The sequence below is a fragment of the Pseudomonas sp. D3-27 genome (genome assembly GCF_051132165.1).
Taxonomy (GTDB): domain Bacteria; phylum Pseudomonadota; class Gammaproteobacteria; order Pseudomonadales; family Pseudomonadaceae; genus Aquipseudomonas.
On record NZ_CP071667.1, the window covers coordinates 975,690 to 997,501 of the forward strand.

Genomic DNA, 21,812 nt, shown 5'->3' on the forward strand with positions numbered 1-21,812 from the left:
CGTTTTGTGTTGCAAGCGTTGAGCGACAAGCTTGTAGGATGCGGGAAGGCTGAACGACAGAAACCACAAGGGGAGCCGAAGCTCCCCCAGAATTAGTTGCGTGCTCTTTTTTTATTATTGGTTTTGGGCTTCTTGTTTTTGTTGAGCGCCCATATCACGAGGTCTTCCCTTCGTGACCCTCCCAATCGGGAGCCAAGAGCAAACGGATTGCTTTGGTCGCTGTGTTGCAGTGATCAATCGATCCAACCAGTTCAGGCACCTGTCTTGAGACAGTTTTTATTGTTCTCGGCCTGGTTGTGGGGCATGCCCCAAATACAACGCCTCTCCAAAAGAATCAGTTAGCTGCGCCTCTCGCCGTCTTGTTTTTATTGTGCGTGAGTCGATTCGTCTTATTTTTATTGTCTTGTGCATTGCTTGTTGTTGTTCTTGTACCAAAGCTATAGCAGGGTGCGTGCCAACTTTTGCAAGGCCCAGGAAAGACGGGGGTTCTATGCTTATTCCGGTTTGCTCGGGGCAAAAAAAAGCCGGGATTTCGTTACCGTAAACCCCGGCTTTTGTTACGTGAAAAAGCTGAGGTAACAGTTTTTTCACATCCAGCGATGTTACCTGGGCACCTCAGCTTTCGCTGGTGGCCCCGGTCTTGCGCCGTGGAATACCCAGGCGCTGCCGGCGTTCCCACAGGCATTTGCGGCTCACGCCCAGCTTGCGCGCCAGCTCCGTCTCGGTCATGTGGTCCTGGTGCTCGAGGACGAAGTGCTGGAAGTAGTCTTCCAGCGACAGGTCCTCGGTGGGCTCGTGGCTGGTGTTGTTCGCGCCGTTTTGCTGCGGTGCGAGCCCGATGAACTCCTCATCGTCCAGGTCGCCCACCTCGATATCGATGCCCAGCAGGTCGGCGGAAATTTCCGGGCTCTCGCACAGGATCACCGCGCGCTCCACGGCATTCTCCAGTTCGCGTACGTTACCCGGCCAGGCGTAGTGACGAATGGCCTGCTCGGCGTCCGGGGCAAACTTGAGGTCGGTGCGGTTGACACGCGCACTCTGGCGGGCCAGGAAGGCATTGGCGATTTCATTGACGTCCGCGCCACGCTCGCGCAGCGGCGGCAGCTTGAGCGCGATCACGTGCAGGCGGTAATACAAGTCCTCACGGAACTGGCCGATCTTCGCCAGGCTCTTGAGGTCCCGGTGGGTCGCCGCGATCAGGCGCACATCGACTTTCTGCGATTGCACGGAGCCCACCCGGCGGATTTCGCCTTCCTGGAGCACGCGCAGCAACCGCGCCTGGGCTTCCAGAGGAAGTTCGCCAATTTCATCGAGAAACAACGTGCCGCCGTCCGCTGCTTCAACAAGGCCGGCGCGCCCGGCGCTGGCGCCCGTGAATGCGCCTTTTTCGTGGCCGAACAATTCGGACTCGATCAGGCTTTCCGGGATGGCTGCGCAGTTCACCGAGATCATCGGGGCCTTCGCCCGGCGGGACAGGTTGTGCAGCGCCCTGGCCACCAGTTCCTTGCCGGTGCCGGACTCGCCCTGGATCAGCACATTGGAGTCGGTCGGCGCCACTTTACGGATCTTGCCGTAAAGGTCCTGCATCGGAGGGCAAGAGCCGATGATGCCGATTTCGCCGTTGCTGTTGCTTGCGCCCACCTTACCGGACGCCGCGGCCTTACCGTTCGTCGCTTCCGCTGGCTGGCTGCTCGCCGTCTGTCGATCACGCAGGATCCGGGCCACGGCCTGGAGCATCTCGTCGTGGTCGAATGGCTTGGCGATGTAGTCGACCGCGCCCATTTTCATGGAATCGACCGCCGAGCGCAGGCTGGCGTAGCTGGTCATGATCAGTACGGGCGTGCCCTGGCCCAGCTTGATCAGCTCGGTGCCGGGTGCGCCGGGCAGGCGCAGGTCGCTGACGATCAGGTCAAAGGTTGGAATACTGAAGCGTTCTTGTGCTTCCTGCACGGAACCGGCTTCGCTGACCTGGTACTGGTTGCGTTCCAGCAGGCGGCGCAAGGCGGAGCGGATGATTGTTTCGTCTTCGACGATCAAAATGTGCGGCATTGATTCGATTCTCTCGACGGTCTCAGTTCACAGCGGACGTCGCTTCGACATGACGCGGCAAGGTCACCCGAATACGGGTGCCGCGTTGGCTCTGAACATCGGCCGGGCTGTCGATGGTGATTTGTCCATAATGCTCTTCAACGATGGAATAGACCAGTGCGAGGCCCAGACCGGTGCCTTCGCCAGGATCCTTGGTGGTGAAGAAGGGTTCGAACAATCGGTCCATGATGTTCTGTGGAATACCGCTGCCTTCGTCTTCGACGATCAGGTCGACGGTATGTTCGAAAGCTTCGCTCTTGACCCGTACCGCGCTGCCGGCCGGTGAGGCGTCGCGCGCATTGGAGAGCAGATTGATCAGCACCTGGGCGAGCCGTTGGGGGTCGCCGTCGACCCAGTGTTCGGGGTCGCACAGGTTGAAGAACTGGACTTCGAAGTTGCGCCGGTTGAGCGCCAGCAGGCCGATGGCGTCCTGGGCCACTTCGGCCAGGCACACCGGCTCGTCGTTGTGCTGATGACCGCCGGCGTGGGCGAAACTCATCAACGACTGGACGATGCGCGATACGCGCTTGGTCTGTTCGAGAATCTGGCCGCTGATTTCCGTCAGCTCGCCATCGTCCTCGCGCTCTTCGCGCAGGTTCTGCGCCAGGCAGGCGATGCCGGTGATCGGATTGCCGATTTCATGGGCCACCCCGGCGGCCAAGCGACCGATGCTGGCCAGGCGCTCGGAGTGGACCAGCTTGTCTTCGAGCATCTGCGTGTCGGTCAGGTCTTCCACCAGCAGCACCAGGCCGCTGTTGCCCGGCGCCAAAGGCTCGTCGATCGCTGCCTTGTGCAGGTTCAGCCAGCGGGTCTGTCCGTCCAGGGCCAGGTGTTGTTTGTGCAGATGCTCGTCCGGCAGGTCGATGAAGCCTTGCAGCAAGCCTTTCCACGGCTCGCCCAACGTGCTCAGGCGGGAACCGACCACCCGCTGCGCGGCAATCCCGGTCAGTTCTTCCATGGCCTTGTTCCACATGAGGATCTCCTGGTCCTTGGCCAGGGAGCACACGCCCATCGGCAGTTCCTGCAGGGTCTGGCGATGGTAACGGCGCAAGGCATCCAGCTCGGCGGCCAGGCCGGTGAGGCGCGAGTGGTAATCCTCCAGGCGGCTCTCGATGAAGTGGATGTCTTCGGTGACATAGTTCTCGCCGCCGGCCTTGTAGGGCAGGAACGTTTCGACCATGTCCTGGGCCACGCTGGGGCCCATCAGGCCGGACAGGTTGGCTTCGATCCGATCCCGCAACCGACGCAAGGCGTATGGACGGCGTTCGTCGAATGGCAGGTAAAGGTCGCGCAGGGCCTGTTCGACTTCCTTTTGCGCGGCCTTGGCGCCAAGAGGCTTGGCCAGTTGAGTGGCGAATTCCTGGGGCGAGGCAGCGTGCAGTTCACGGCGCTGGGGCCGGCGCACGTTATCCACAGCGCAGGCTTCGGCGGCACTGGCTTCTTCGCTGCTGGCATTGGTGAACAGCGAGATCAGGGTAAACATCAGCACGTTTGCCGCCAGCGAGGCGATGGCTGCCATGTGCCAACTGGTGTCGTCGAGCACGTAGATCATGTTCAACAGCGGAATATAGAAACCCTGCAGGTTGCCCAGCAGCGGCAGCAGCATGGCGACCAGCCAGACCACGATCCCCGCCAGCAGGCCGGCGATAAAGCCGCGGCGGTTGGCGGTCGGCCAATACAACACTGACAGGACGCCGGGCAGGAATTGCAGGGTCGCAACGAACGCGACGATGCCCAGGTTGGCCAGGTCCTGTCCGTCGCCCAGCATCAGATAGAAACCGTAGCCGGCCATGATGATCGCGACGATCAATGCGCGACGGGTCCATTTCAGCCAGCGATAGATGTTTCCCTCGGCTGGAGGCTGGTAGAGCGGCAGTACCAAGTGGTTGAGAGCCATGCCCGACAGTGCCAGGGTGGTCACGATGATCAGGCCACTGGCCGCTGACAGGCCGCCGACATACGCCAGCAGCGCCAAGGCTTCATTGTTGGCGGCGATGCCGATGCCGAGGGTGAAATACTCCGGGTTGGTGCTGGCGCCCAGTTTCAAGCCGGCCCACAGGATCAGCGGCACGGCCAGACTCATCAACAGCAGGAACAGCGGCAAGCCCCAGCTCGCGCTGACCAGCGAGCGCGGGTTGAGGTTCTCGGTGAAGGTCATGTGGTACATGTGCGGCATGACGATCGCCGAGGCGAAGAACACCAGCAGCAGCGTGCGCCACGGGCCTTCCTGGAGCGGCGTATGCAGCGCGGCGAGGGCGGTCTGGTTCTGCAACAGCCAGATCTCGAGCTGCTGCGGGCCATCGAATACGCCATACAAGGCATAGAGGCCGACGCCGCCGATGGCGACCAGCTTGATCACCGATTCGAAGGCGATCGCGAACACCAGGCCTTCATGTTTTTCCCGCGTGGCGATGTGCCGCGAGCCAAAGAAAATCGTGAACAGGATAATCAGGACGCAGAAGCTCAGCGCCACCCGGTGCTGCACCGGTTCGTGGGTCAGAATGCTGATGGAGTCGGCGACCGCCTGCATTTGAAGCGCCAGCAATGGCAGCACGCCGACCAGCATGAAGATGGTGGTCAGCGCACCGGCCCAGGTGCTGCGGAATCGAAAGGCGAACAGGTCGGCCAACGAAGACAATTGATAGGTGCGGGTGATTTTCAGGATCGGATAAAGCAGCACCGGCGCCAGCAGGAAGGCGCCGGACACCCCGAGGTAACTGGACAGGAAGCCATAGCCGTATTGGTACGCAAGGCCGACCGTGCCATAAAACGCCCACGCACTGGCGTAGACGCCCAGCGAGAGGGTGTAGGTCAGCGGGTGGCGAATGATTGCCCGGGGGATCATGCCTCGTTCACTGATCCAAGCCACGCCGAACAGCACCGCCAGATAGGCGGCGCTGATCAGGATCATCTGGGTCAGGCTAAAGCTCATCGGCATCTTTTTGGCTCTGCAGGATGAAGGTCACGACGATCAGGATCAGCCAGAGCAGATAGGGCCGATACCAGGCACCCGTGGCATCGATCCACCAATCCATGATGGCTGGGGAGAACAGGTAAATCCCCACTACCAGGAGCAGGACCAAGCGATAGATGTACATCCCGGCCTCTCTTTTTTATGCACGTGCCCGAAAACGTGCGGCGATGGTAACGGATAGGCGGCAGGCTGCAAGGGCCGTCACTGTATTTGCGCTTCGGGCAGGGACAGTGTGCGTGGGATCTTTCCCGCATCCCAGTGGCGAATGCCCCAGGCCAGCAACTCCCGTGGGCTGGCATCGACCAACTCCGATGCCGGTTGCTGGCCCAGTGCGCGCAGCGCTCTCAACAGCAGAGGCGTTGCTTGATCGGCCGTCAAGGGTGGTGAACGATAGGATTTGCCGAGTTTGTGCCCGTCCGGCTGGGTAATCAGTGGCACGTGCAGATAGCGCGGTTGTGGCAACCCAAGCAGTTCTTGCAGGTATAGCTGGCGCGGCGTGGAATCCAGCAGGTCGGCGCCTCGGACTATATCGGTGACACCCTGCCAGGCGTCGTCCAGGACCACTGCCAATTGGTAGGCATACAGCCCGTCGCGGCGACGAATCACAAAATCGCCGGCCTCGCGGCCCAGGTGCTGGCGGAATTCGCCTTGGACCCGATCGACGAAATGGTATTCAAGTTCGGGGACGCGCAGGCGGATGGCGGCGTCTTCGGTGTTGTGACCTGCGTTGCAGCACAGTCCCGGATAAATGCCCTGATAGGGTTCCAGTTGCTTGCGCGAACAGGTGCAGGCGTAGGCGAGGCCTTGGTTGAACAAGCGATCGATGACCTGCTGATAGGCGGCGTGGCGGTCGCTCTGGCGCACCATTTCACCATCCCATTCAAACCCGTAGCTCTCCAGCGCCTTGAGAATTGCCGCCTGCGCGCCGGGCTCTTCCCGGGGCGGGTCGAGGTCTTCCATGCGCAACAACCAGCGTCCGCCCACGGCCCGGGCATCGAGGTACGACGCCAGGGCGGCGACCAGCGAGCCGAAATGCAAGTGGCCGCTGGGGGTGGGGGCGAAGCGTCCGGTGTAGTCAGTCATAGAGCGAATTTTACGGGGTCCGGGCGAAAGGAGTGCAAATCTTGATGACGGAGCATAATTTCCTGTGGAAGCGAGCCTGCTCGCGAAAGCGGTGTGGCTGTCACATCAATGTTGGCGGGACGAACGCATTCGCGAGCAGGCTCGCTCCCACAAAAACTGAGGGCATGGGAGCCTCGCAAACAAAAAACGGAGCGTATGAACGCTCCGTTTCGATGACAGCCCCGGCGATTACTTGCCGACCTGTTTTTCCTTGATTTCCGCGAGGGTCTTGCAGTCGACGCACATGTCGGCGGTCGGACGTGCCTCCAGTCGCTTGACGCCAATCTCGACGCCGCAGGACTCGCACCAGCCGTATTCTTCGTCTTCGATCAGTTGCAGCGTCTTGTCGATTTTCTTGATCAGCTTGCGTTCACGGTCGCGAGCGCGCAGTTCAAGGCTGAATTCTTCTTCCTGGCTGGCACGGTCGGCCGGGTCGGGGAAGTTAGCAGCGTCGTCCTTCATATGGTCAACCGTGCGGTCGACTTCCTGCATCAAGTCCTGTTTCCACTTGTTCAGGATCTTGGTGAAGTGCGCGCGCATGGGGGCGCCCATGTACTCTTCGCCCTCTTTCGCGACATACGGCTCAAACCCGCTGAGCGACTGATTTTGATTCTGCTTTGCTTGGGTGGGCATGAATGGACCGCCTCTACTCTTGTAATCCACTACGCAGGATTGCTCCATCACCGACACCTGCCGGCCCTGCGGCTGCAAGCGGGCGAACTTACCAGATCAAATCAGCCTGCGCTACTCCCGGTTGTCGAGCCTGGCGCGGCTGGGGCCCGTAAAACATGATCGGGTCCGGTTCGGTGGTGTTGCAAACCTGCTCAATGCTTGATTTTAGTCAAGTCTGGGTTTAACGCTGGAGTCATTTCCAGCTAGCGCTAGGACCGTTTTAGATTTGCGCTCGTTCCCGCACCCGTTCCCGAGTTGGGTAGAATCGGTTCTTTTTTCGTGAAGGACGGCCCAATGGCCCAGCCCTACAGCGCACGCAGCCGTGCCATCGAACCATTCCATGTCATGGCGCTGCTGGCGCGCGCCAACGAACTGCAGGCCGCCGGGAACGATGTCATTCACCTGGAAATCGGCGAGCCGGACTTCACCACCGCCGAGCCGATCATCCAGGCCGGCCAGGCTGCCCTGGCCGCCGGCAAGACCCGCTACACCGCGGCCCGGGGCATTCCCGAGCTGCGCGAAGCCATCGCCGGTTTCTACGCGCAGCGCTACGGCGTGGAGATCGATCCCCGGCGCGTCCTGGTTACTCCGGGTGGCTCCGGCGCGTTGTTGCTGGCCAGTGCTCTGCTGGTGGACCCTGGTAAACATTGGCTATTGGCCGATCCAGGCTACCCCTGCAACCGTCATTTCCTGCGGCTGATCGAAGGCGCGGCACAATTGGTGCCCGTGGGGCCGGACGTGCGTTATCAGTTGACGCCGGACCTGGTGGATCGCCATTGGGACCAGGACAGCGTCGGTGCCCTGGTGGCTTCCCCGGCCAACCCGACCGGGACGATTCTCAGCCGGGATGAATTGGCGGGATTGTCCAAGGCGATCAAGGCCCACAACGGGCACCTGGTCGTCGACGAGATCTATCACGGCCTGACCTACGGCACCGACGCCGCCAGCGTGCTGGAAGTCGATGACGATGCGTTCGTCCTTAATAGCTTTTCCAAATATTTCGGCATGACCGGCTGGCGGCTGGGCTGGCTGGTGGCGCCTTCGGCGGCCGTCGCTGAGTTGGAAAAGCTCGCGCAAAACCTCTACATCAGTGCGCCAAGCATGGCCCAGTACGCGGCCTTGGCCTGTTTCGAGCCGGCGACCATTGCGATTTTCGAACAACGGCGCGCCGAGTTCGCGCTGCGTCGTGACTTTCTCCTGCCAGCGTTGCGTGAGCTGGGGTTCGGCATCGCAGTGGAGCCCCAAGGGGCGTTCTACCTTTATGCCGATATCAGCGCTTTCGGCGCAGATGCCTTCGCGTTCTGCCAGCACTTCCTAGAAACCGAACACGTGGCGTTCACGCCGGGGCTCGATTTCGGTCGTCATCAGGCCGGTCATCACGTGCGTTTCGCCTACACCCAAAGCCTGCCGCGGCTGCAAGAAGCGGTGGAGCGAATTGAACGCGGACTGCGGAGCTGGCAAGGCTGATGCTCTTTTCCCCTGCCTTGGAAGAAGGACGGTTGATTCGACGTTACAAACGTTTTCTCGCCGATATCGAGACCGTTCATGGCGAACTGTTGACAATTCATTGTCCCAACACCGGCTCGATGCTCAATTGCATGGCCGAGGGCGCGCGCGTCTGGTTCAGTCGCTCCAACGACCCCAAACGCAAGTTGCCGGGCACTTGGGAAATAGGCGAAACCCCTCAGGGGCGCTTGGCCTGTATCAACACCGCGCGGGCCAATGGGTTGATCGAGGAAGCGCTGCGCGCCGGTGTCATCAGTGAGCTGAACGGGTTCATAGGGCTCAAGCGGGAAGTGGCCTATGGCGTCGAGAACAGCCGCATCGATTTTCGGCTCGACTACGCGGATCGCAGCTCGGCCTGGGTCGAGGTGAAAAGCGTCACGCTGGGTTTCGACGGGACGAATGTCGCGGCGTTCCCCGATGCGGTAACCCTGCGTGGCGCCAAGCACCTGCGAGAGCTGGCTTGCCTGGCGCGGGAGGGCGTGCGCGCGGTGCAGTTGTATTGCGTGAACCTGAGCGGCATCGATGCGGTGCGGCCGGCGCACGAAATCGACCCGGTGTACGCCGCGGCGTTGCGCGAGGCCGTGGCCGCCGGGGTGGAAGTGTTGGCATATGGCGCCATGCTGACGCCGGAGCAGATGTGGGTCGATCGTCCGCTGCCGGTGTTGCTTGAGCCACTACAGCTCGACCCAAATGCCTTGATCGTCCTCCCGGCTATCTAGCGCCGCCAGGAATTGCCCCGCGCAAGGGCCGGCGACGCACTCACCGCTTTCGATCAGGAACAGCGCGCCGTGGGTCGCGCACTGGATGAGGCTGGCGCTGGTATCGAGAAACTGGTCGGGTTGCCATTCCAGCGGCACGCCGCGGTGCGGGCAGCGGTTGAGATAGACATACGCCTGGCCTGCGCGCCGCACGGCCAGGACCTTGCGCCCATTCATGTCGAAACCGCGACTGCCGCTTTCAGCCAGCTCAGCGGTGCTACAAAGAAATTTCATGTGAGTCTCTAGGTGTCATAAGGACGGGCTCGTTGAAGGCTATGTTGTCGAGTGCCATGCTTGACGGTCAAATGAAAACAATTATCAAATGGCGCCTCCTTCGCAGGTGGTGTCGAGGATACTTGTCCAAGCCCGACCCTGTGGAAAACTTCTTCGAGGAAGCTGCCCGATGCGCCTGAATGTCCGCGTTGCTGCGCTCTGTATCGTCTTGCTGGCCTGCCAGGGAGCGTTGGCGGCCGATCTTGCGCAGCGCTGGGTGAGCGCCGGCGGCGCCTTGTCCGAGTGGGTCGGCGCGCTGGGTGGTGAATCGAAACTGGTGGGCGTGGACACGACCAGCCAGCATCCCGAATCGCTGCGAGCGTTGCCCAGTATCGGTTATCAGCGGCAGCTATCGGCGGAGGGCGTGCTGAGCTTGCGTCCGCAGATCCTGGTGGGTACCGAAGAAATGGGGCCGCCTCCGGTTTTGGCGCAGATTCGCAACGCCGGGGTGCAGGTCGAACTGTTCTCTGCGGCGCCAAGCCTGGCGGCGCTCCAGGACAATCTGCGTCACCTGGGTCAGTTGTTGGGAGCCGAGTCCAGGGCTAGAGAATTGTTCGAGGATTATCGCCAGAGTCTTTCCCGGCATAGCGTTAGGGTGGATGAAGCCCGGCTCAAGCGAAAGGCGCCTGGTGTATTGCTGTTGGTGGGCAGCGCCGGCGGCAAGCCGCTGGTCGCGGGCAGGGACACCGCCGCTGATTGGCTACTGCAACAGGCCGGCGGCCACAACCTGGCGACCCACAGCGGTTACAAACCGTTCTCCGTTGAAACCCTGGCCAGCCTGAACCCTGAAGTGCTGGTTTTCGCCGATCGTGCCTTGCGCGGTGAAGAGGCGCGCGCGGCGTTGTTCAAGGAAAATCCGATCCTGTCCTCGACGCGCGCCGCCAGGGACGGGCGCGTCATGGAGCTGGACCCAACGTTGCTGGTGGGCGGACTAAGCCCACGTTTGCCGCAAAGCCTGGTGAAGCTGACCAATGCGTTCTATCCGGCCCGGGTGCCATGACGGCGCTAGTCAAGCCGCGCACGTTGTTTGTTGGGCTGGGCCTGCTGTGTCTGCTGGCGACCTGGCTGTCCCTGGCGTTGGGACCGGTGAGCTTGCCCTTATTCGATACCTTGCGGGCCGCCCTGCGCCTGTTGGGTTTGCCGGTGGCCGCCGATGGCCTGGAGCAGGCCGAGCTGATCCTTGGCCAGATTCGTCTGCCGCGCACGTTGCTGGGACTGATGGTGGGGGGAGTGTTGGCGCTGTCTGGCGTGGCGATGCAAGGATTGTTTCGTAACCCGCTGGCCGACCCGGGGTTGGTGGGCGTGTCCAGTGGCGCGGCGTTGGGTGCCGCGTTTGCCATCGTCGCCGGCTCGGCGCTGGGCGGGGTGCCCGAAGCGTTGGGGCCTTACGTGTTGTCGTTGTGTGCGTTTCTCGGCGGGCTTGGAGTCACGGCGCTGGTCTATCGCCTCGGCCGGCGCAACGGCCAGACGCATGTCGCCACCATGCTCTTGGCTGGCATTGCCTTGACCGCGCTCTCCGGCTCCGCGGTCGGCTTGTTCACTTACCTGGCGGACGATGCGACCTTGCGCACCCTGACGTTCTGGAACCTGGGGAGCCTAAACGGTGCCAGCTACGGGCGGTTGTGGCCGTTGTTGCTGGTCAGCGTCGGCGTCGCGATCTGGCTGCCGCGTCGCGCCCGGGCGCTTAACGCCTTGCTTCTCGGCGAATCGGAAGCCGCCCATCTGGGCATCGACGTCGAACGGCTCAAGCGAGAGTTGGTGTTCTGCACCGCCTTGGGCGTCGGGGCTGCCGTCGCGGCGGCGGGCATGATCGGCTTTGTCGGGCTGGTGGTGCCGCACCTGGTACGGTTGATGGCGGGGCCGGACCACCGCGTCCTGTTGCCGGCATCGGTGCTGGCGGGGGCGAGCCTGTTGCTGCTCGCCGATTTGGTCGCGCGTCTGGCGCTGGCCCCGGCTGAGCTGCCGATCGGCATCGTCACGGCCTTCATCGGCGCGCCGTTTTTCCTTTATCTTTTGTTGCGGGGGCGCGCCTGATGTTGCGAGCGCAGAACCTGTACATTCGCCGGGGCCACAAAACCGTATTGGCGGATATTGATCTGCAGCTCACTCCGGGCGAAGTGCTGGGTGTGCTGGGTCCCAATGGGGCGGGCAAAAGTACGCTGCTCGCCGGTTTGTGTGGAGAAATGCGTCCGGCACAGGGAGAGGTCTGGCTCGATGATCGGCCACTGGCCCAGTGGGAAGGCAGCGAGCGCGCCCGTCGCCTGGCGGTATTGCCGCAGACCTCGACCCTGGATTTCGCATTCCGTGTTGAAGAAGTCGTCGGCCTCGGGCGGCTGCCCCACCAGAGCGGCCGGATACGTGACGGGCAAATTGTCGAATTGGCGCTGCGGGCTGCGGACGCCGCACATTTGCAAGGTCGCAATTACCTGAGCTTGTCCGGCGGTGAGCGACAGCGGGTCCATCTGGCCCGGGTACTGGCGCAATTGTGGCCGGGCGAGGCGGGACAGATCCTGCTGCTGGACGAACCCACTTCCATGCTCGATCCGCTGCATCAGCACACCATTCTGCAAGCGGTGCGTGAATTTTCCGGTCGTGGCGCGGCGGTGCTGGTGATCCTGCATGACCTGAACCTGGCGGCGCGTTACTGTGATCGCCTGTTGCTGCTGGCGTCCGGCAGGCCGGTGGCCCTGGATTCGCCCCAGCAAGTGCTGCGCCCGGAGCCCCTCAAGGCGGTGTTTGGCCTGGACGTGCTGGTGCAATCCCATCCGGAGCGCGGCCATCCGTTGATCATTGCCCGCTGAGTCTGGCTGGAGAATACCGATATGCGCTTGATCCTGATGCTGGCATTGGCTGTGTTGACGGCCTGTCAAACTGTCGAGCCCCCTCCGCTTGGTGGACGGATTCGTGATTTGCACACCGGCCAATCGATCACGCCCCAGGTATTGGTCAAGCGTTTGGCGGGTGCCCAGCGAGTCGTGGTTGGAGAGCAACATGACAATCGCGATCACCATGAATTGCAGCGTTGGCTGCTCCAGGCCTTGGCCGAGCGACGGGCCCAAGGCAGCCTGTTACTGGAGATGTTGACGCCCCAGCAACAACCACGGGTCGACGCGGCTCGCCAGTTGTCTGCCTTGCCAAGGGATCTGCCCGGCGCGTTGGACTGGTCGCCAGGTTGGGACTGGAGCCTCTACGGGCCCATGGTCGAGTTCGCCCTGATGCAATCCTATCCCGTGCTGGCGGCCAATCTGGACAGCGCGCAGATCCAACGGATTTATCGTCAAGCGCCTGTGATGCAGGGAGTTCGTTCCAATTCGGATGCTGTGAAGGGCGTGCTGCTGGAGCAGATCCGTGAGTCCCACTGCGGACTCCTGCCAGAGTCGCAAATGCCCGCGATGCTGGCTGTGCAGCAGCAGCGTGACCGGCGCATGGCCGAACGATTGCTTGAGGCTCCCGCGCCGGCGTTGTTGTTCGCGGGCGCCTGGCATGGCCGCAAGGACGTTGGCGTGCCGCTGCATGCGCTGGATCTGGGGGCCCACGATGCGCCGTCGGTGCTGATGTTGGCTGAAGAGGGCAGCAATGTGACACCGGCCATGGCGGATTACGTGTGGTACACCCCGGCAATGCCGCCGCAGGATTACTGCGCGCAAATGCGTTCAGGCGACGCGAAGTGATTCTCCAGGCAAAAAAAGACCCGGCAAAAGCCGGGTCAAATAACCGTGATTAGCCTGATGAGGAGATATCTGAGAGTCCGAACCAAGGGCTTTTCAAATATCGACCAGTCTCGCGACCGGATGTGGTAATCATAGCGATTCTCATTACCAAGTCAAACATTCTTTCCCGATTGCCCGAAGTTTCTTGGCGTGAGCGGGTCGGACGCGAGAAAAAAGGGTTTCAGGCTTTGTGCCGCGCCGAAATGGCATCCAACTGTTTGTTGAGGGCTTCCTTGCGTTCCGGGGGGATATCGTTCCAATGCATGTCCATCAGCGCGCCTTCGATGGCATACAGCAGCACTTTGGAAGCGCGAAACCCGCGAGTGCGTACGGCGCGATAGGCGTCTACCGCGCCGAGCCGGCGCAGATCCGAGGCGCTGTGGATGCCCACGGCGTGCAGCCACTGGGCTGATGTCTTGCCCAGATTCTTCAGGTGTTGCAGTTCATCATTCATCGAGCCTCCTTGCGACGGCCGACTGGTGCAGTGGGCAAGCTTTTCAGGAGTGTAGCGTTCAGCAGGAAAAGCGTGATTCTTTGATCGGAATCGACGCAAAAGCTTCTAATGCATTACGCACGATGGTTGAGGAATGAAGGAAAAGCGCATCGTCCAGCGCAGGCAGGGGCGCTGGAGAGTGATGGTGCCGCAACCACGGGTGCCGTCGTTTCAGCGGGTGCGATAGCGCAGGCGAGTGCCGAAATTCATCGACATCAGGATCTCGTCGGCAGATAGCTCGGGTGGAAAGTAGGTGCCGGAGATCTGCGCATGAGCCAGGCTCGCGCCTTCCAGTGACGACTTGCGAAAATCGATGCCGCGCAAATCGGTGGAACGGAAGTAGGCATCCGTGAAATCCACGTCGTCGGCGTTCAGTTCCCGCAGGTCGAGGCCACGAAAATCGCCGCCGCGCATGTCGATAGGACCTTGAGGTCGTTCGGCGTTAAACCCGGCGACGTCATCTTTGCGCAACAAGGCATAAAGCGGGGTATCGAGAAGCTTTGGGTGGCTCATGGCATATCACCTGATGGTTTTATGACGCCAGTGTAGTGCCACTATTTGGCGGCCGTGAAGCCGGGCGTCGCTTCACGGCCGAAATAGTTTCTACAGGCCCGGCAAGCGCTGGCGGATCTGCGCCACCACGACATCCAGCGTGCCGCTTTCGTTGGTTTGAACCCGTTTGCTGCAAAGGATTTCTGCCGGCGTCAGTGCTTCCCGGCTGGCCTGCTGGGAGGCGATGACGGTCAGGTTGGCATCGGAAGGATCCTTCTGGTCGGCTTGGCGCTGGGCGAGCCGGCTCTCGATCACTGCTTGCGGCGCCTCGCAATCCAGAATCAGGAACGGCGCGCCCGTGCCTTCGGCAACCTTGGCCGCGGCGTCGCGCTGATCATGCTTGAGGTAGGTGGCATCGATCACCACGGGGAAACCGGCGTGGAGGATCGCATCGGCGACCTCATGCAGCCGGGCGTACGTGGCGCTGCTGGCATCGCTGCTATAGATGCCGGCCTGTGGATCGTTCGGCACTTGCTGTTCACCGAACAGGCGCTTGCGTTCCACGTCCGAGCGCAGGCGAATCGCGCCAAGCGCTTCCACCAGGCGCATCGCTACGTGGCTTTTGCCAACGGCGGACACGCCATGGGTGATGGCCAGGAAGCGCGAAGGAATCGTGCTGTAGCTTTCCGCCAGGTTGGCGTAGTTGCGGTATTGACGCAGGGTCGTGGCGCGCTGCACCGGATCGGCTTCGGCGGGCATGCTGAACAGCGCGACCTTGGCGCGGACCAGGGCACGATAGGCCTTGTAGAAGTTCAGCAATTCCAGGCCATCGTAATCGCCGGTCAGCTCCAGGTATTGGCTGACGAAGCGTCGCGCCAGGGACTTGAGGCCGCGGTCTTCAAGGTCCATCGCCAAGAACCCGGTGTCGGCGTAGACATCGGTGAAACGGAATGGCTCGTTGAATTCGATGCAGTCGAAGATCACCACTTTGCCGTCGATCACCGTGGCGTTGCCCAGATGGATGTCGCCGTGGCATTCGCGAATGAAACCGTCGGCCTTGCGTTGGGTAAACAACGGCTTGAGCCGCTCGAAGCTGGTTTCCGCCCAGGCCTGGAGAGCCTCGAGTTGCAGCAGGTCAGCCTTGTCGTTGAGGAATGGACGGATCTGTTCGAAATTCTGCCGCACCGGCGCCATGACGCTGTCTGGTGTGCCCGCCGCATTGTCGGCAGGCACTTTTGGCGTGGTGAGGTGGAACTGGGCGATCTGCGCGGCCATTTCATCGATGTGCGCGGTGGTCAGTTCGCCATTGGCCTGCAGCGTGCTGAGCAGTTCACTTTGGGGGAACTGGCGCATTTTCAAGGCGTATTCGATAGCCGGGCCGTCGCCGCCCAGTTGTGGCGCTTGGGCACTGCCAGTGATCGGCAAGACTTCCAGGTAAAGATCCTGGGTCAGGCGTTGGTTCAGGCGCAGTTCTTCGCCGCAGAAATGCTTGCGTGCGTCGAGGCTGGTGAAGTCGAGGAAGCCGAAATTGACCGGTTTCTTGAATTTGTAAGCGTAGGGGCCGGTGAGCAACACCCAGGAGATGTGGGTTTCGATGACCTGGAACCCTTCGATGGGATGCGGGTAGAGGGCTGGGTTTTGCAGGGCAGCGATCAGTGATTGGCTCACGGGCGATCCTTCAGAGACTGGAAAATTCAAGGCGGTCATTATGGCCGCAAGCGGCGCTAACGCAAACCTTGGCGGACTCATGTTGAACCTCGACAAAGTGCGTATAATCCGCCGCCATGACTCGTACCCGATCCCCCCGCACCCCCAAGAAACCACCCGCCAGCCGCCTGCGGCCCTGGTTGGGCTGGGCCCTTAAACTGAGCCTGGTAGGCCTTGTCGTGCTTGCCGGTTTTGCCGTCTACCTCGATGCTATCGTCCAGGAGAAGTTCTCCGGCAAGCGCTGGACCATCCCGGCCAAGGTCTACGCACGGCCGTTGGAGCTGTTCGTCGGACAAAAGCTGAGCAAGGATGATTTCCTGACTGAGCTCGATGCCTTGGGTTATCGCCGCGAAAGCGTCGCCAATGGTCCCGGGGCGGCGTCGGTGAACGGCAATACCATCGACCTCAACACCCGCGGTTTCCAGTTCTATGAAGGCATGGAGCAGGCGCAACCGGTGCGGGTGCGGTTTTCCGGCGACTATGTAGCCGCGCTGACCGGTGCCAACAATGCCAAGCTGTCCGTGGTGCGTCTTGAGCCGCTGTTGATTGGCGGCCTATACCCCAAGAACCTCGAAGACCGCATCCTGATCAAGATCGACCAGGTGCCACCGTTCCTGCTCGATACGCTGATTGCCGTCGAGGACCGTGATTTCTACCATCACTTCGGCGTCTCGCCCAAGTCGATCGCCCGTGCCGTCTGGGTCAATACTTCTTCGGGGCACATGCGCCAGGGCGGCAGTACCTTGACCCAGCAGTTGGTCAAGAACTTCTACCTGACCAACGAGCGCAGCCTGACCCGCAAGTTGACCGAAGCCATGATGGCGTTGCTGCTGGAGCTGCACTACGACAAGCAGGAGATCCTGGAGGCGTACCTCAACGAGGTCTTCGTCGGGCAAGACGGCCAGCGCGCGGTGCACGGTTTCGGCCTGGCCAGCCAGTTCTTCTTCAGCCAGCCACTGTCCGAACTCAAGCTGCACCAGGTGGCGTTGTTGGTGGGCATGGTCAAGGGGCCGTCTTCCTACAACCCGCGTCGTAATCCGGAGCGTGCGCTTGAGCGGCGCAACCTGGTGCTCGATCTGTTGCAGCAGCAGGGCGTGGCAACGGCAGAACAAGTCGAGGCGGCGAAAAAGATGCCGCTGGGCGTGACCAAGCGTGGCAGCTTGGCGGACAGTTCTTTCCCTGGCTTCATGGACCTGGTCAAGCGTCAACTGCGAGAAGACTACCGCGACGAAGACTTGACCGAAGAAGGCCTGCGGATCTTCACCAGTTTCGACCCGATCCTGCAGATGAAGGCCGAGGCCTCGGTCAATGACACTTTCAAGCGACTGGCGGGGCGCAAGGGTTCCGACGAAGTCGAAGCGGCTATGGTGGTGACCAACCCTGAAACCGGGGAAGTCCAGGCGATGATCGGCAGCCGCCAGGCCAGTTTCGCAGGATTCAACCGGGCGTTGGACGCGGTGCGACCGATCGGCTCGCTGATCAAACCGGCGGTTTATCTCACTGCGTTGGAAAAGCCAAGCCAGTACACGCTCACCAGTTGGCTGTCCGATGAGTCGTTCTCGGTCAAGGGCGCGGACGGGCAGGTCTGGACGCCGCAGAACTATGATCGTCGTCCCCACGGCACGGTGTTCCTGTACCAAGGCCTGGCGCATTCCTACAACCTATCGACGGCCCGCCTCGGGCTGGAAGTCGGCGTGCCGAATGTGCTCAAGACCTTGGCGCGCCTGGGAGTGAACCGCGAATTCCCGGCCTTCCCATCGATGCTGTTGGGCGCCGGTGGCCTGGCTCCGATCGAAGTGGCGGCCATGTACCAGACCCTTGCCAATGGTGGCTTCAACACACCGATGCGCGGGATCCGCAGCGTGTTGACCGCCGATGGCGAGCCGCTCAAGCGTTATCCGTTCCAGATTCAGCAACGCTTCGACCCGGCTTCTATTTATCTGATCCAGAGCGCCATGCAACGAGTCATGCGCGAAGGCACTGGCAGTTCGGTCTATAACGTACTCCCACGGACGTTGACCCTGGCGGGCAAGACCGGTACGAGTAACGATTCGCGCGACAGCTGGTTCGCCGGATTCAGCCAGGACTTGCTGGCGGTTGTCTGGCTTGGCCGTGACGACAATGGCAAGACGCCGTTCACTGGCGCCACCGGTGCGTTGCAGGTCTGGACCAGTTTCATGCGCAAGGCCGATCCGCTGCCTCTGGACATGCCGCAACCCGACAACATCGTCCAGGCCTGGGTCGATTCGCGCACTGGGCAAGGCTCCGATGCCAACTGCCCGGGCGCTGTGCAGATGCCGTATATTCGCGGCAGCGAACCGCCACCCGGTGCAGCCTGTGGTGGTCAGAATCCCGCCGAATCGGTGATGGATTGGGTCAAGGACTGGATGAATTAAGCAAAGAGGGTTTCAAGTGAACAAGTGGTTGATTCCAGCGGTAACCGCCGTGGCTTTGCTCAGTGGCTGTTCCACCGTACAGCGCGGTTCGATTCCGGTCGTCGACTCCGGTACGGCCGTTTCCAATAGCGAGCGAGTCTCGGCCAACGGTGGTTTCCGTCAGACGACGGTCAAACGGCCAGTACAAGGCCAGGCGCAGGCGATTCCCCAAGGGGACACCGGCGTGGTGGTAATGGTGCCGGGAGGTGGCGCCACCACGTCGGCACCGATCAGCAGCACGCCGATCACGCCGGGCCCGATCACGCCTGGACCTATCGAAACCTCGCCGATCAACCAGGGCAGCTACAGCATGCCATCGACGCCGAGCAGTATCCCATCGGCCAGTTCCGGTGGCTTGTCCGCCGATGAGCAACTGGACGGACCGGTATTGGCCCTGTTGACCACGGCGCAACAGCAGCAGGCGGGAGGGGATCTCAACGGCGCTTCCTCGAGCCTCGAGCGAGCCCAGCGTGTTGCGCCGCGTGAGCCGCAGGTTCTTTATCGTCTGGCCCAGGTACGCATGGCCCAGGGCGATGCGCCGCAAGCCGAACAACTGGCTCGTCGCGGCCTGACATTCTCCAGCGGTCGCCCGGCGCTCCAGGCGAGCCTGTGGGAATTGATCGCCCAGGCTCGCGAGAAGCAAGGCGATTCGGCAGGCGCGGCATTGGCCCGCCAGAAAGCCAAGGTTTCGCTCTGATGGATGTTCGGTTTCCCAAGATTGCCGATCAGCTACTGCTGATCGAGCGAGAGCTGCGGGTCCAGGGCTGGTGGAGTGATGTTTCGCCTTCGGCCGAGGCGCTGGCCAGTGTCGAGCCGTTCGCCGTCGACACCCTGGATTTCGAGCAGTGGCTGCAATGGATCTTTCTTCCGCGCATGAAAGCCATCCTGGAAAACGACCTGCCGCTGCCCAACGCCTCGGGTATTCTGGCCATGGCTGAAATGGTCTATGCCCAACGGCCAGGGCAGGGGACCGAGTTGCAGCGACTGCTGGCACAATTCGACCAGCTGATCGCCGCCGTCAGCTGACGGTACTCACTGGCAGTTCTCGTCGATCTGCGCACGGGTTTCATCGATGCGCTGGCGCCGCTCTTCGTCGGTAAGCCGGCGCATTTCGCCTTCCACCTCTTCCCGTACCCTAGGGTTGTTCTGCAGCTGCGCCAGGTTTGTCCGTGCCTGTTCGCAAAACGCCTTGAGTTGAGCTTCCTGTTCAGCAACCTGCTGTTTTACCTGCTGATCGATGGTTTTCTGGTCGCCAATGACTCCTCCTGAAGCTGGCGCCGCAGGTTTGGGGGCGGGCGTCGCGGATTTGCCCACGGTGGTCGCTTGGACGCCCTCGGGCGGCTGGGCGCCGAAATGGGTCACGCCTTGGGCATCGACCCACTTGAAGATCTGGCCGGCCATGCTCATTGGGCTCAGGCCCACCAACAGGCTGGCCGTCAATAACATCATTCGCATGCTGTTTCCTTGTCCTGGGTTGCGCAATCGAAGCTAACAGAGTAGCCGTTTAAAGGTTTTTTCTTGCGTTCTCATGTGCTTACTTCAATAAAGCACATTGACGACTTGACTTGCAGAGGGCGAAACAGAAGAATCCAAAGTCCGCTGTAGAGGGACTGCCAGAAGCAGACCCACTCGGCAGATCATGAGGCGCACATCCGCGCCGACCTGTTACACCCGCAACGCGTTACCTCGCGCTGGGTGGGAAAGGCCCGCAACACTTGGGACGATCCCAATACTTGCTCAGTCAGTGCTGACGTAGTCGGCGACCACCGTCGCTCATGCTCTGCCGAGAAGTAAACCTATTAAGACCCGTCCCTTTCCCATGGGTCGGTATTCTGGCGTTTTAGAGGTGAACAACGTGGAGCTTTTATCTGGCGGTGAGATGCTCGTCCGCTTCTTGCGTGACGAAGGCGTCAAATATATCTACGGGTACCCCGGTGGTGCTCTTCTTCATGTCTATGATGCCCTGTTCAAAGAACCGGAAGTGACCCACATCCTGGTTCGCCACGAACAAGCGGCCACCCACATGGCTGACGGCTATGCCCGCGCCACCGGCAAGGCCGGCGTGGTTCTGGTGACATCCGGCCCCGGCGCCACGAACGCCATTACCGGTATCGCCACGGCCTATATGGACTCGATTCCAATGGTGATCATCTCCGGCCAGGTGCCCAGCACCATGGTCGGCACCGATGCGTTCCAGGAAACCGACATGATCGGTATCTCCCGGCCGATCGTGAAGCACAGCTTCATGATCAAGCACGCTTCGGAAATCCCGGAGGTCATGAAAAAGGCGTTCTACCTGGCCGAGTCCGGTCGTCCGGGCCCTGTCGTGGTCGACGTGCCAAAAGACATGACCAACCCGGCCGAGAAGTTCGAATACATCTATCCGAAGAAAGCCAAGCTGCGCTCCTACAGCCCGGCCGTGCGCGGTCACTCGGGACAAATCCGCAAGGCTGCCGAAATGCTGCTGGCGGCCAAGCGTCCAGTGCTCTATTCCGGCGGTGGCGTGATCCTCGGCGGTGGTTCTGAGCCCCTGACCGAACTGGCCAAGATGCTCAACCTGCCTGTTACGAATACGCTGATGGGGCTCGGCGCCTACCCAGGTACCGACCGCCAGTTCATCGGCATGCTCGGCATGCACGGCAGCTACACCGCCAACCTGGCGATGCACCATGCCGATGTGATCCTGGCCGTGGGCGCGCGCTTCGACGACCGTGTCATCAACGGTCCGGCGAAGTTCTGTCCGAACGCCAAGATCATCCACATCGATATCGATCCGGCGTCCATCTCCAAGACCATCAAGGCAGACGTGCCTATTGTGGGTCCTGTCGAGAGCGTGCTGACCGAGATGGTCGCGATCCTCAAGGAAATTGGCGAGGCTCCTAACAAAGATGCCGTGGCCAGTTGGTGGAAGCAGGTCGATGAATGGCGTGGTGATCGGGGCCTGTTCCCGTACGACAAGGGCGACGGCAGCGTAATCAAGCCGCAGACCGTCATCGAGACGTTGTGCGAAGTGACCAACGGCGACGCCTTCGTGACGTCGGACGTGGGCCAGCACCAGATGTTCGCGGCGCAGTACTACAAGTTCAACAAACCCAACCGCTGGATCAACTCCGGCGGCCTCGGCACCATGGGCTTCGGATTCCCGGCGGCCATGGGCGTCAAGTTGAGCTTCCCGGACAACGATGTTGCCTGTGTGACCGGTGAAGGCAGCATCCAGATGAATATCCAGGAGCTGTCGACCTGCCTGCAATACGGTCTGCCGGTGAAAATCGTCAACCTGAACAACGGTGTACTGGGCATGGTTCGCCAGTGGCAGGACATGAGCTACGGCAGCCGTCACTCGCACTCCTACATGGAGTCGTTGCCGGATTTCGTCAAGCTGGTCGAGGCCTATGGTCACGTCGGCATCCGCATCACTGACCTGAAGGACTTGAAGTCCGGGCTCGAAGAAGCCTTCGCCATGAAGGATCGACTGGTGTTTCTGGACATCCAGGTCGACACCAGCGAGCACGTCTACCCGATGCAGATCAAAGACGGCTCCATGCGCGATATGTGGCTGAGCAAGACGGAGCGTACCTAATC

General features: G+C 61.3%; 20 protein-coding genes. 10 read left to right on the forward strand and 10 right to left on the reverse strand.

The window, feature by feature from the left end; translation table 11 throughout:
• Positions 1 to 615: 615 nt before the first annotated feature.
• The 5 genes from J3P92_RS04545 to dksA all read right to left on the reverse strand — a co-directional run bounded on the left by J3P92_RS04545 (position 616) and on the right by dksA (position 6,817).
• Positions 616 to 2,049, reverse strand: a complete 1,434-nt coding sequence (locus J3P92_RS04545; protein ID WP_420767606.1) for a sigma-54-dependent transcriptional regulator — start codon at positions 2,047 to 2,049, stop codon at positions 616 to 618.
• Between the two features lie 22 nt (positions 2,050 to 2,071).
• Positions 2,072 to 5,026 (reverse strand): sensor histidine kinase, encoded by a 2,955-nt coding sequence (locus J3P92_RS04550; protein ID WP_420767605.1) that lies wholly within the window; start codon positions 5,024 to 5,026, stop codon positions 2,072 to 2,074.
• Complete coding sequence (locus J3P92_RS04555; protein ID WP_003176118.1) at positions 5,010 to 5,186, reverse strand: hypothetical protein; 177 nt, start codon at positions 5,184 to 5,186, stop codon at positions 5,010 to 5,012. Before J3P92_RS04555 ends, J3P92_RS04550 begins: the two co-directional genes overlap by 17 nt.
• Positions 5,187 to 5,263: 77 nt before the next feature.
• Positions 5,264 to 6,145, reverse strand: a complete 882-nt coding sequence (gene gluQRS / locus J3P92_RS04560) for a tRNA glutamyl-Q(34) synthetase GluQRS (RefSeq protein WP_434649998.1) — start codon at positions 6,143 to 6,145, stop codon at positions 5,264 to 5,266.
• A gap of 228 nt (positions 6,146 to 6,373) precedes the next feature.
• On the reverse strand, positions 6,374 to 6,817 hold the full coding sequence (gene dksA / locus J3P92_RS04565; RefSeq protein ID WP_420767603.1) for an RNA polymerase-binding protein DksA: 444 nt from the start codon (positions 6,815 to 6,817) through the stop codon (positions 6,374 to 6,376).
• Between the two features lie 333 nt (positions 6,818 to 7,150).
• On the opposite strand from dksA, the gene J3P92_RS04570 reads away from it, so the two are divergent.
• Both J3P92_RS04570 and sfsA read left to right on the forward strand, forming a co-directional pair.
• Positions 7,151 to 8,323 carry a pyridoxal phosphate-dependent aminotransferase gene (locus J3P92_RS04570; protein WP_434562272.1) on the forward strand — a complete coding sequence of 391 codons (1,173 nt, stop codon included), beginning with the start codon at positions 7,151 to 7,153 and terminating at the stop codon, positions 8,321 to 8,323.
• Positions 8,323 to 9,081 carry a DNA/RNA nuclease SfsA gene (sfsA, locus tag J3P92_RS04575; RefSeq protein ID WP_434649999.1) on the forward strand — a complete coding sequence of 253 codons (759 nt, stop codon included), beginning with the start codon at positions 8,323 to 8,325 and terminating at the stop codon, positions 9,079 to 9,081. Before J3P92_RS04570 ends, sfsA begins: the two co-directional genes overlap by 1 nt.
• On the opposite strand, the gene J3P92_RS04580 is transcribed toward sfsA, so the two are convergent.
• On the reverse strand, positions 9,037 to 9,354 hold the full coding sequence (locus tag J3P92_RS04580; RefSeq protein WP_434650001.1) for a Rieske (2Fe-2S) protein: 318 nt from the start codon (positions 9,352 to 9,354) through the stop codon (positions 9,037 to 9,039). The two genes, sfsA and J3P92_RS04580, sit on opposite strands and share 45 nt — an antisense overlap.
• A gap of 169 nt (positions 9,355 to 9,523) precedes the next feature.
• Between J3P92_RS04580 and J3P92_RS04585 the strand changes: the two genes are divergently transcribed.
• Genes J3P92_RS04585 through J3P92_RS04600 form a run of 4 tightly spaced genes read left to right on the forward strand, consistent with a single transcriptional unit; the run spans position 9,524 to position 13,064 of the window.
• Complete coding sequence (locus J3P92_RS04585; RefSeq protein ID WP_434650002.1) at positions 9,524 to 10,393, forward strand: heme/hemin ABC transporter substrate-binding protein; 870 nt, start codon at positions 9,524 to 9,526, stop codon at positions 10,391 to 10,393.
• Positions 10,394 to 10,443: 50 nt separating this feature from the next.
• Positions 10,444 to 11,427 (forward strand): FecCD family ABC transporter permease, encoded by a 984-nt coding sequence (locus J3P92_RS04590; protein ID WP_420767662.1) that lies wholly within the window; start codon positions 10,444 to 10,446, stop codon positions 11,425 to 11,427.
• Complete coding sequence (locus J3P92_RS04595; protein WP_434562280.1) at positions 11,427 to 12,194, forward strand: heme ABC transporter ATP-binding protein; 768 nt, start codon at positions 11,427 to 11,429, stop codon at positions 12,192 to 12,194. The genes J3P92_RS04590 and J3P92_RS04595 overlap by 1 nt, the downstream gene beginning before the upstream one ends.
• A gap of 21 nt (positions 12,195 to 12,215) precedes the next feature.
• Complete coding sequence (locus tag J3P92_RS04600) at positions 12,216 to 13,064, forward strand: ChaN family lipoprotein (protein ID WP_434650003.1); 849 nt, start codon at positions 12,216 to 12,218, stop codon at positions 13,062 to 13,064.
• Between the two features lie 220 nt (positions 13,065 to 13,284).
• On the opposite strand, the gene J3P92_RS04605 is transcribed toward J3P92_RS04600, so the two are convergent.
• The 3 genes from J3P92_RS04605 to J3P92_RS04615 form a co-directional block, all read right to left on the reverse strand.
• On the reverse strand, positions 13,285 to 13,557 hold the full coding sequence (locus J3P92_RS04605; RefSeq protein ID WP_420767596.1) for a TfoX/Sxy family protein: 273 nt from the start codon (positions 13,555 to 13,557) through the stop codon (positions 13,285 to 13,287).
• 210 nt (positions 13,558 to 13,767) lie between these two features.
• The gene (locus J3P92_RS04610; RefSeq protein WP_420767595.1) at positions 13,768 to 14,109 is read right to left on the reverse strand and encodes a pentapeptide repeat-containing protein; all 342 of its coding nucleotides are present in this window, start codon (positions 14,107 to 14,109) and stop codon (positions 13,768 to 13,770) included.
• Positions 14,110 to 14,199: 90 nt separating this feature from the next.
• Positions 14,200 to 15,756 carry an AAA family ATPase gene (locus tag J3P92_RS04615; RefSeq protein ID WP_434650004.1) on the reverse strand — a complete coding sequence of 519 codons (1,557 nt, stop codon included), beginning with the start codon at positions 15,754 to 15,756 and terminating at the stop codon, positions 14,200 to 14,202.
• 116 nt (positions 15,757 to 15,872) lie between these two features.
• Here J3P92_RS04615 and mrcB point away from each other — a divergent pair, with 116 nt between their 5' ends.
• From mrcB to J3P92_RS04630, 3 genes are read left to right on the forward strand one after another with little or no spacing between them, the layout of a single operon-like run.
• Positions 15,873 to 18,191: a penicillin-binding protein 1B gene (gene mrcB, locus J3P92_RS04620; protein WP_420767593.1), complete on the forward strand. Its 2,319-nt coding sequence runs from the start codon at positions 15,873 to 15,875 to the stop codon at positions 18,189 to 18,191.
• 16 nt (positions 18,192 to 18,207) lie between these two features.
• Positions 18,208 to 18,927: a tetratricopeptide repeat protein gene (locus J3P92_RS04625; protein WP_420767592.1), complete on the forward strand. Its 720-nt coding sequence runs from the start codon at positions 18,208 to 18,210 to the stop codon at positions 18,925 to 18,927.
• A complete protein-coding gene (locus J3P92_RS04630; protein WP_420767591.1) occupies positions 18,927 to 19,256 on the forward strand; it encodes a YqcC family protein in 330 nt (109 codons plus the stop codon). The genes J3P92_RS04625 and J3P92_RS04630 overlap by 1 nt, the downstream gene beginning before the upstream one ends.
• A gap of 6 nt (positions 19,257 to 19,262) precedes the next feature.
• Here the strand turns inward: J3P92_RS04630 and J3P92_RS04635 are convergent, their stop codons facing one another.
• Entirely contained in the window at positions 19,263 to 19,685 is a 423-nt protein-coding gene (locus J3P92_RS04635; RefSeq protein WP_420767590.1) for a DUF4124 domain-containing protein, read from the reverse strand.
• 400 nt (positions 19,686 to 20,085) lie between these two features.
• Between J3P92_RS04635 and J3P92_RS04640 the strand changes: the two genes are divergently transcribed.
• Positions 20,086 to 21,810, forward strand: a complete 1,725-nt coding sequence (locus J3P92_RS04640; protein ID WP_420767589.1) for an acetolactate synthase 3 large subunit — start codon at positions 20,086 to 20,088, stop codon at positions 21,808 to 21,810.
• Positions 21,811 to 21,812: the final 2 nt, after the last annotated feature.

Bases quoted from the DNA above. Each gene is read 5' to 3' on its own strand.
- J3P92_RS04585 (WP_434650002.1), top strand. From the start codon at position 9,524: ATGCGCCTGAATGTCCGCGTTGCTGCGCTCTGTATCGTCTTGCTGGCC.
- J3P92_RS04610 (WP_420767595.1), bottom strand. From the start codon at position 14,109: ATGAGCCACCCAAAGCTTCTCGATACCCCGCTTTATGCCTTGTTGCGC.
- J3P92_RS04545 (WP_420767606.1), bottom strand. From the start codon at position 2,049: ATGCCGCACATTTTGATCGTCGAAGACGAAACAATCATCCGCTCCGCC.
- J3P92_RS04635 (WP_420767590.1), bottom strand. From the start codon at position 19,685: ATGCGAATGATGTTATTGACGGCCAGCCTGTTGGTGGGCCTGAGCCCA.
- J3P92_RS04595 (WP_434562280.1), top strand. From the start codon at position 11,427: ATGTTGCGAGCGCAGAACCTGTACATTCGCCGGGGCCACAAAACCGTA.
- gluQRS (WP_434649998.1), bottom strand. From the start codon at position 6,145: ATGACTGACTACACCGGACGCTTCGCCCCCACCCCCAGCGGCCACTTG.
- J3P92_RS04570 (WP_434562272.1), top strand. From the start codon at position 7,151: ATGGCCCAGCCCTACAGCGCACGCAGCCGTGCCATCGAACCATTCCAT.
- J3P92_RS04630 (WP_420767591.1), top strand. From the start codon at position 18,927: ATGGATGTTCGGTTTCCCAAGATTGCCGATCAGCTACTGCTGATCGAG.
- J3P92_RS04605 (WP_420767596.1), bottom strand. From the start codon at position 13,557: ATGAATGATGAACTGCAACACCTGAAGAATCTGGGCAAGACATCAGCC.
- J3P92_RS04555 (WP_003176118.1), bottom strand. From the start codon at position 5,186: ATGTACATCTATCGCTTGGTCCTGCTCCTGGTAGTGGGGATTTACCTG.
- J3P92_RS04550 (WP_420767605.1), bottom strand. From the start codon at position 5,026: ATGCCGATGAGCTTTAGCCTGACCCAGATGATCCTGATCAGCGCCGCC.
- dksA (WP_420767603.1), bottom strand. From the start codon at position 6,817: ATGCCCACCCAAGCAAAGCAGAATCAAAATCAGTCGCTCAGCGGGTTT.
- sfsA (WP_434649999.1), top strand. From the start codon at position 8,323: ATGCTCTTTTCCCCTGCCTTGGAAGAAGGACGGTTGATTCGACGTTAC.
- mrcB (WP_420767593.1), top strand. From the start codon at position 15,873: ATGACTCGTACCCGATCCCCCCGCACCCCCAAGAAACCACCCGCCAGC.
- J3P92_RS04600 (WP_434650003.1), top strand. From the start codon at position 12,216: ATGCGCTTGATCCTGATGCTGGCATTGGCTGTGTTGACGGCCTGTCAA.
- J3P92_RS04580 (WP_434650001.1), bottom strand. From the start codon at position 9,354: ATGAAATTTCTTTGTAGCACCGCTGAGCTGGCTGAAAGCGGCAGTCGC.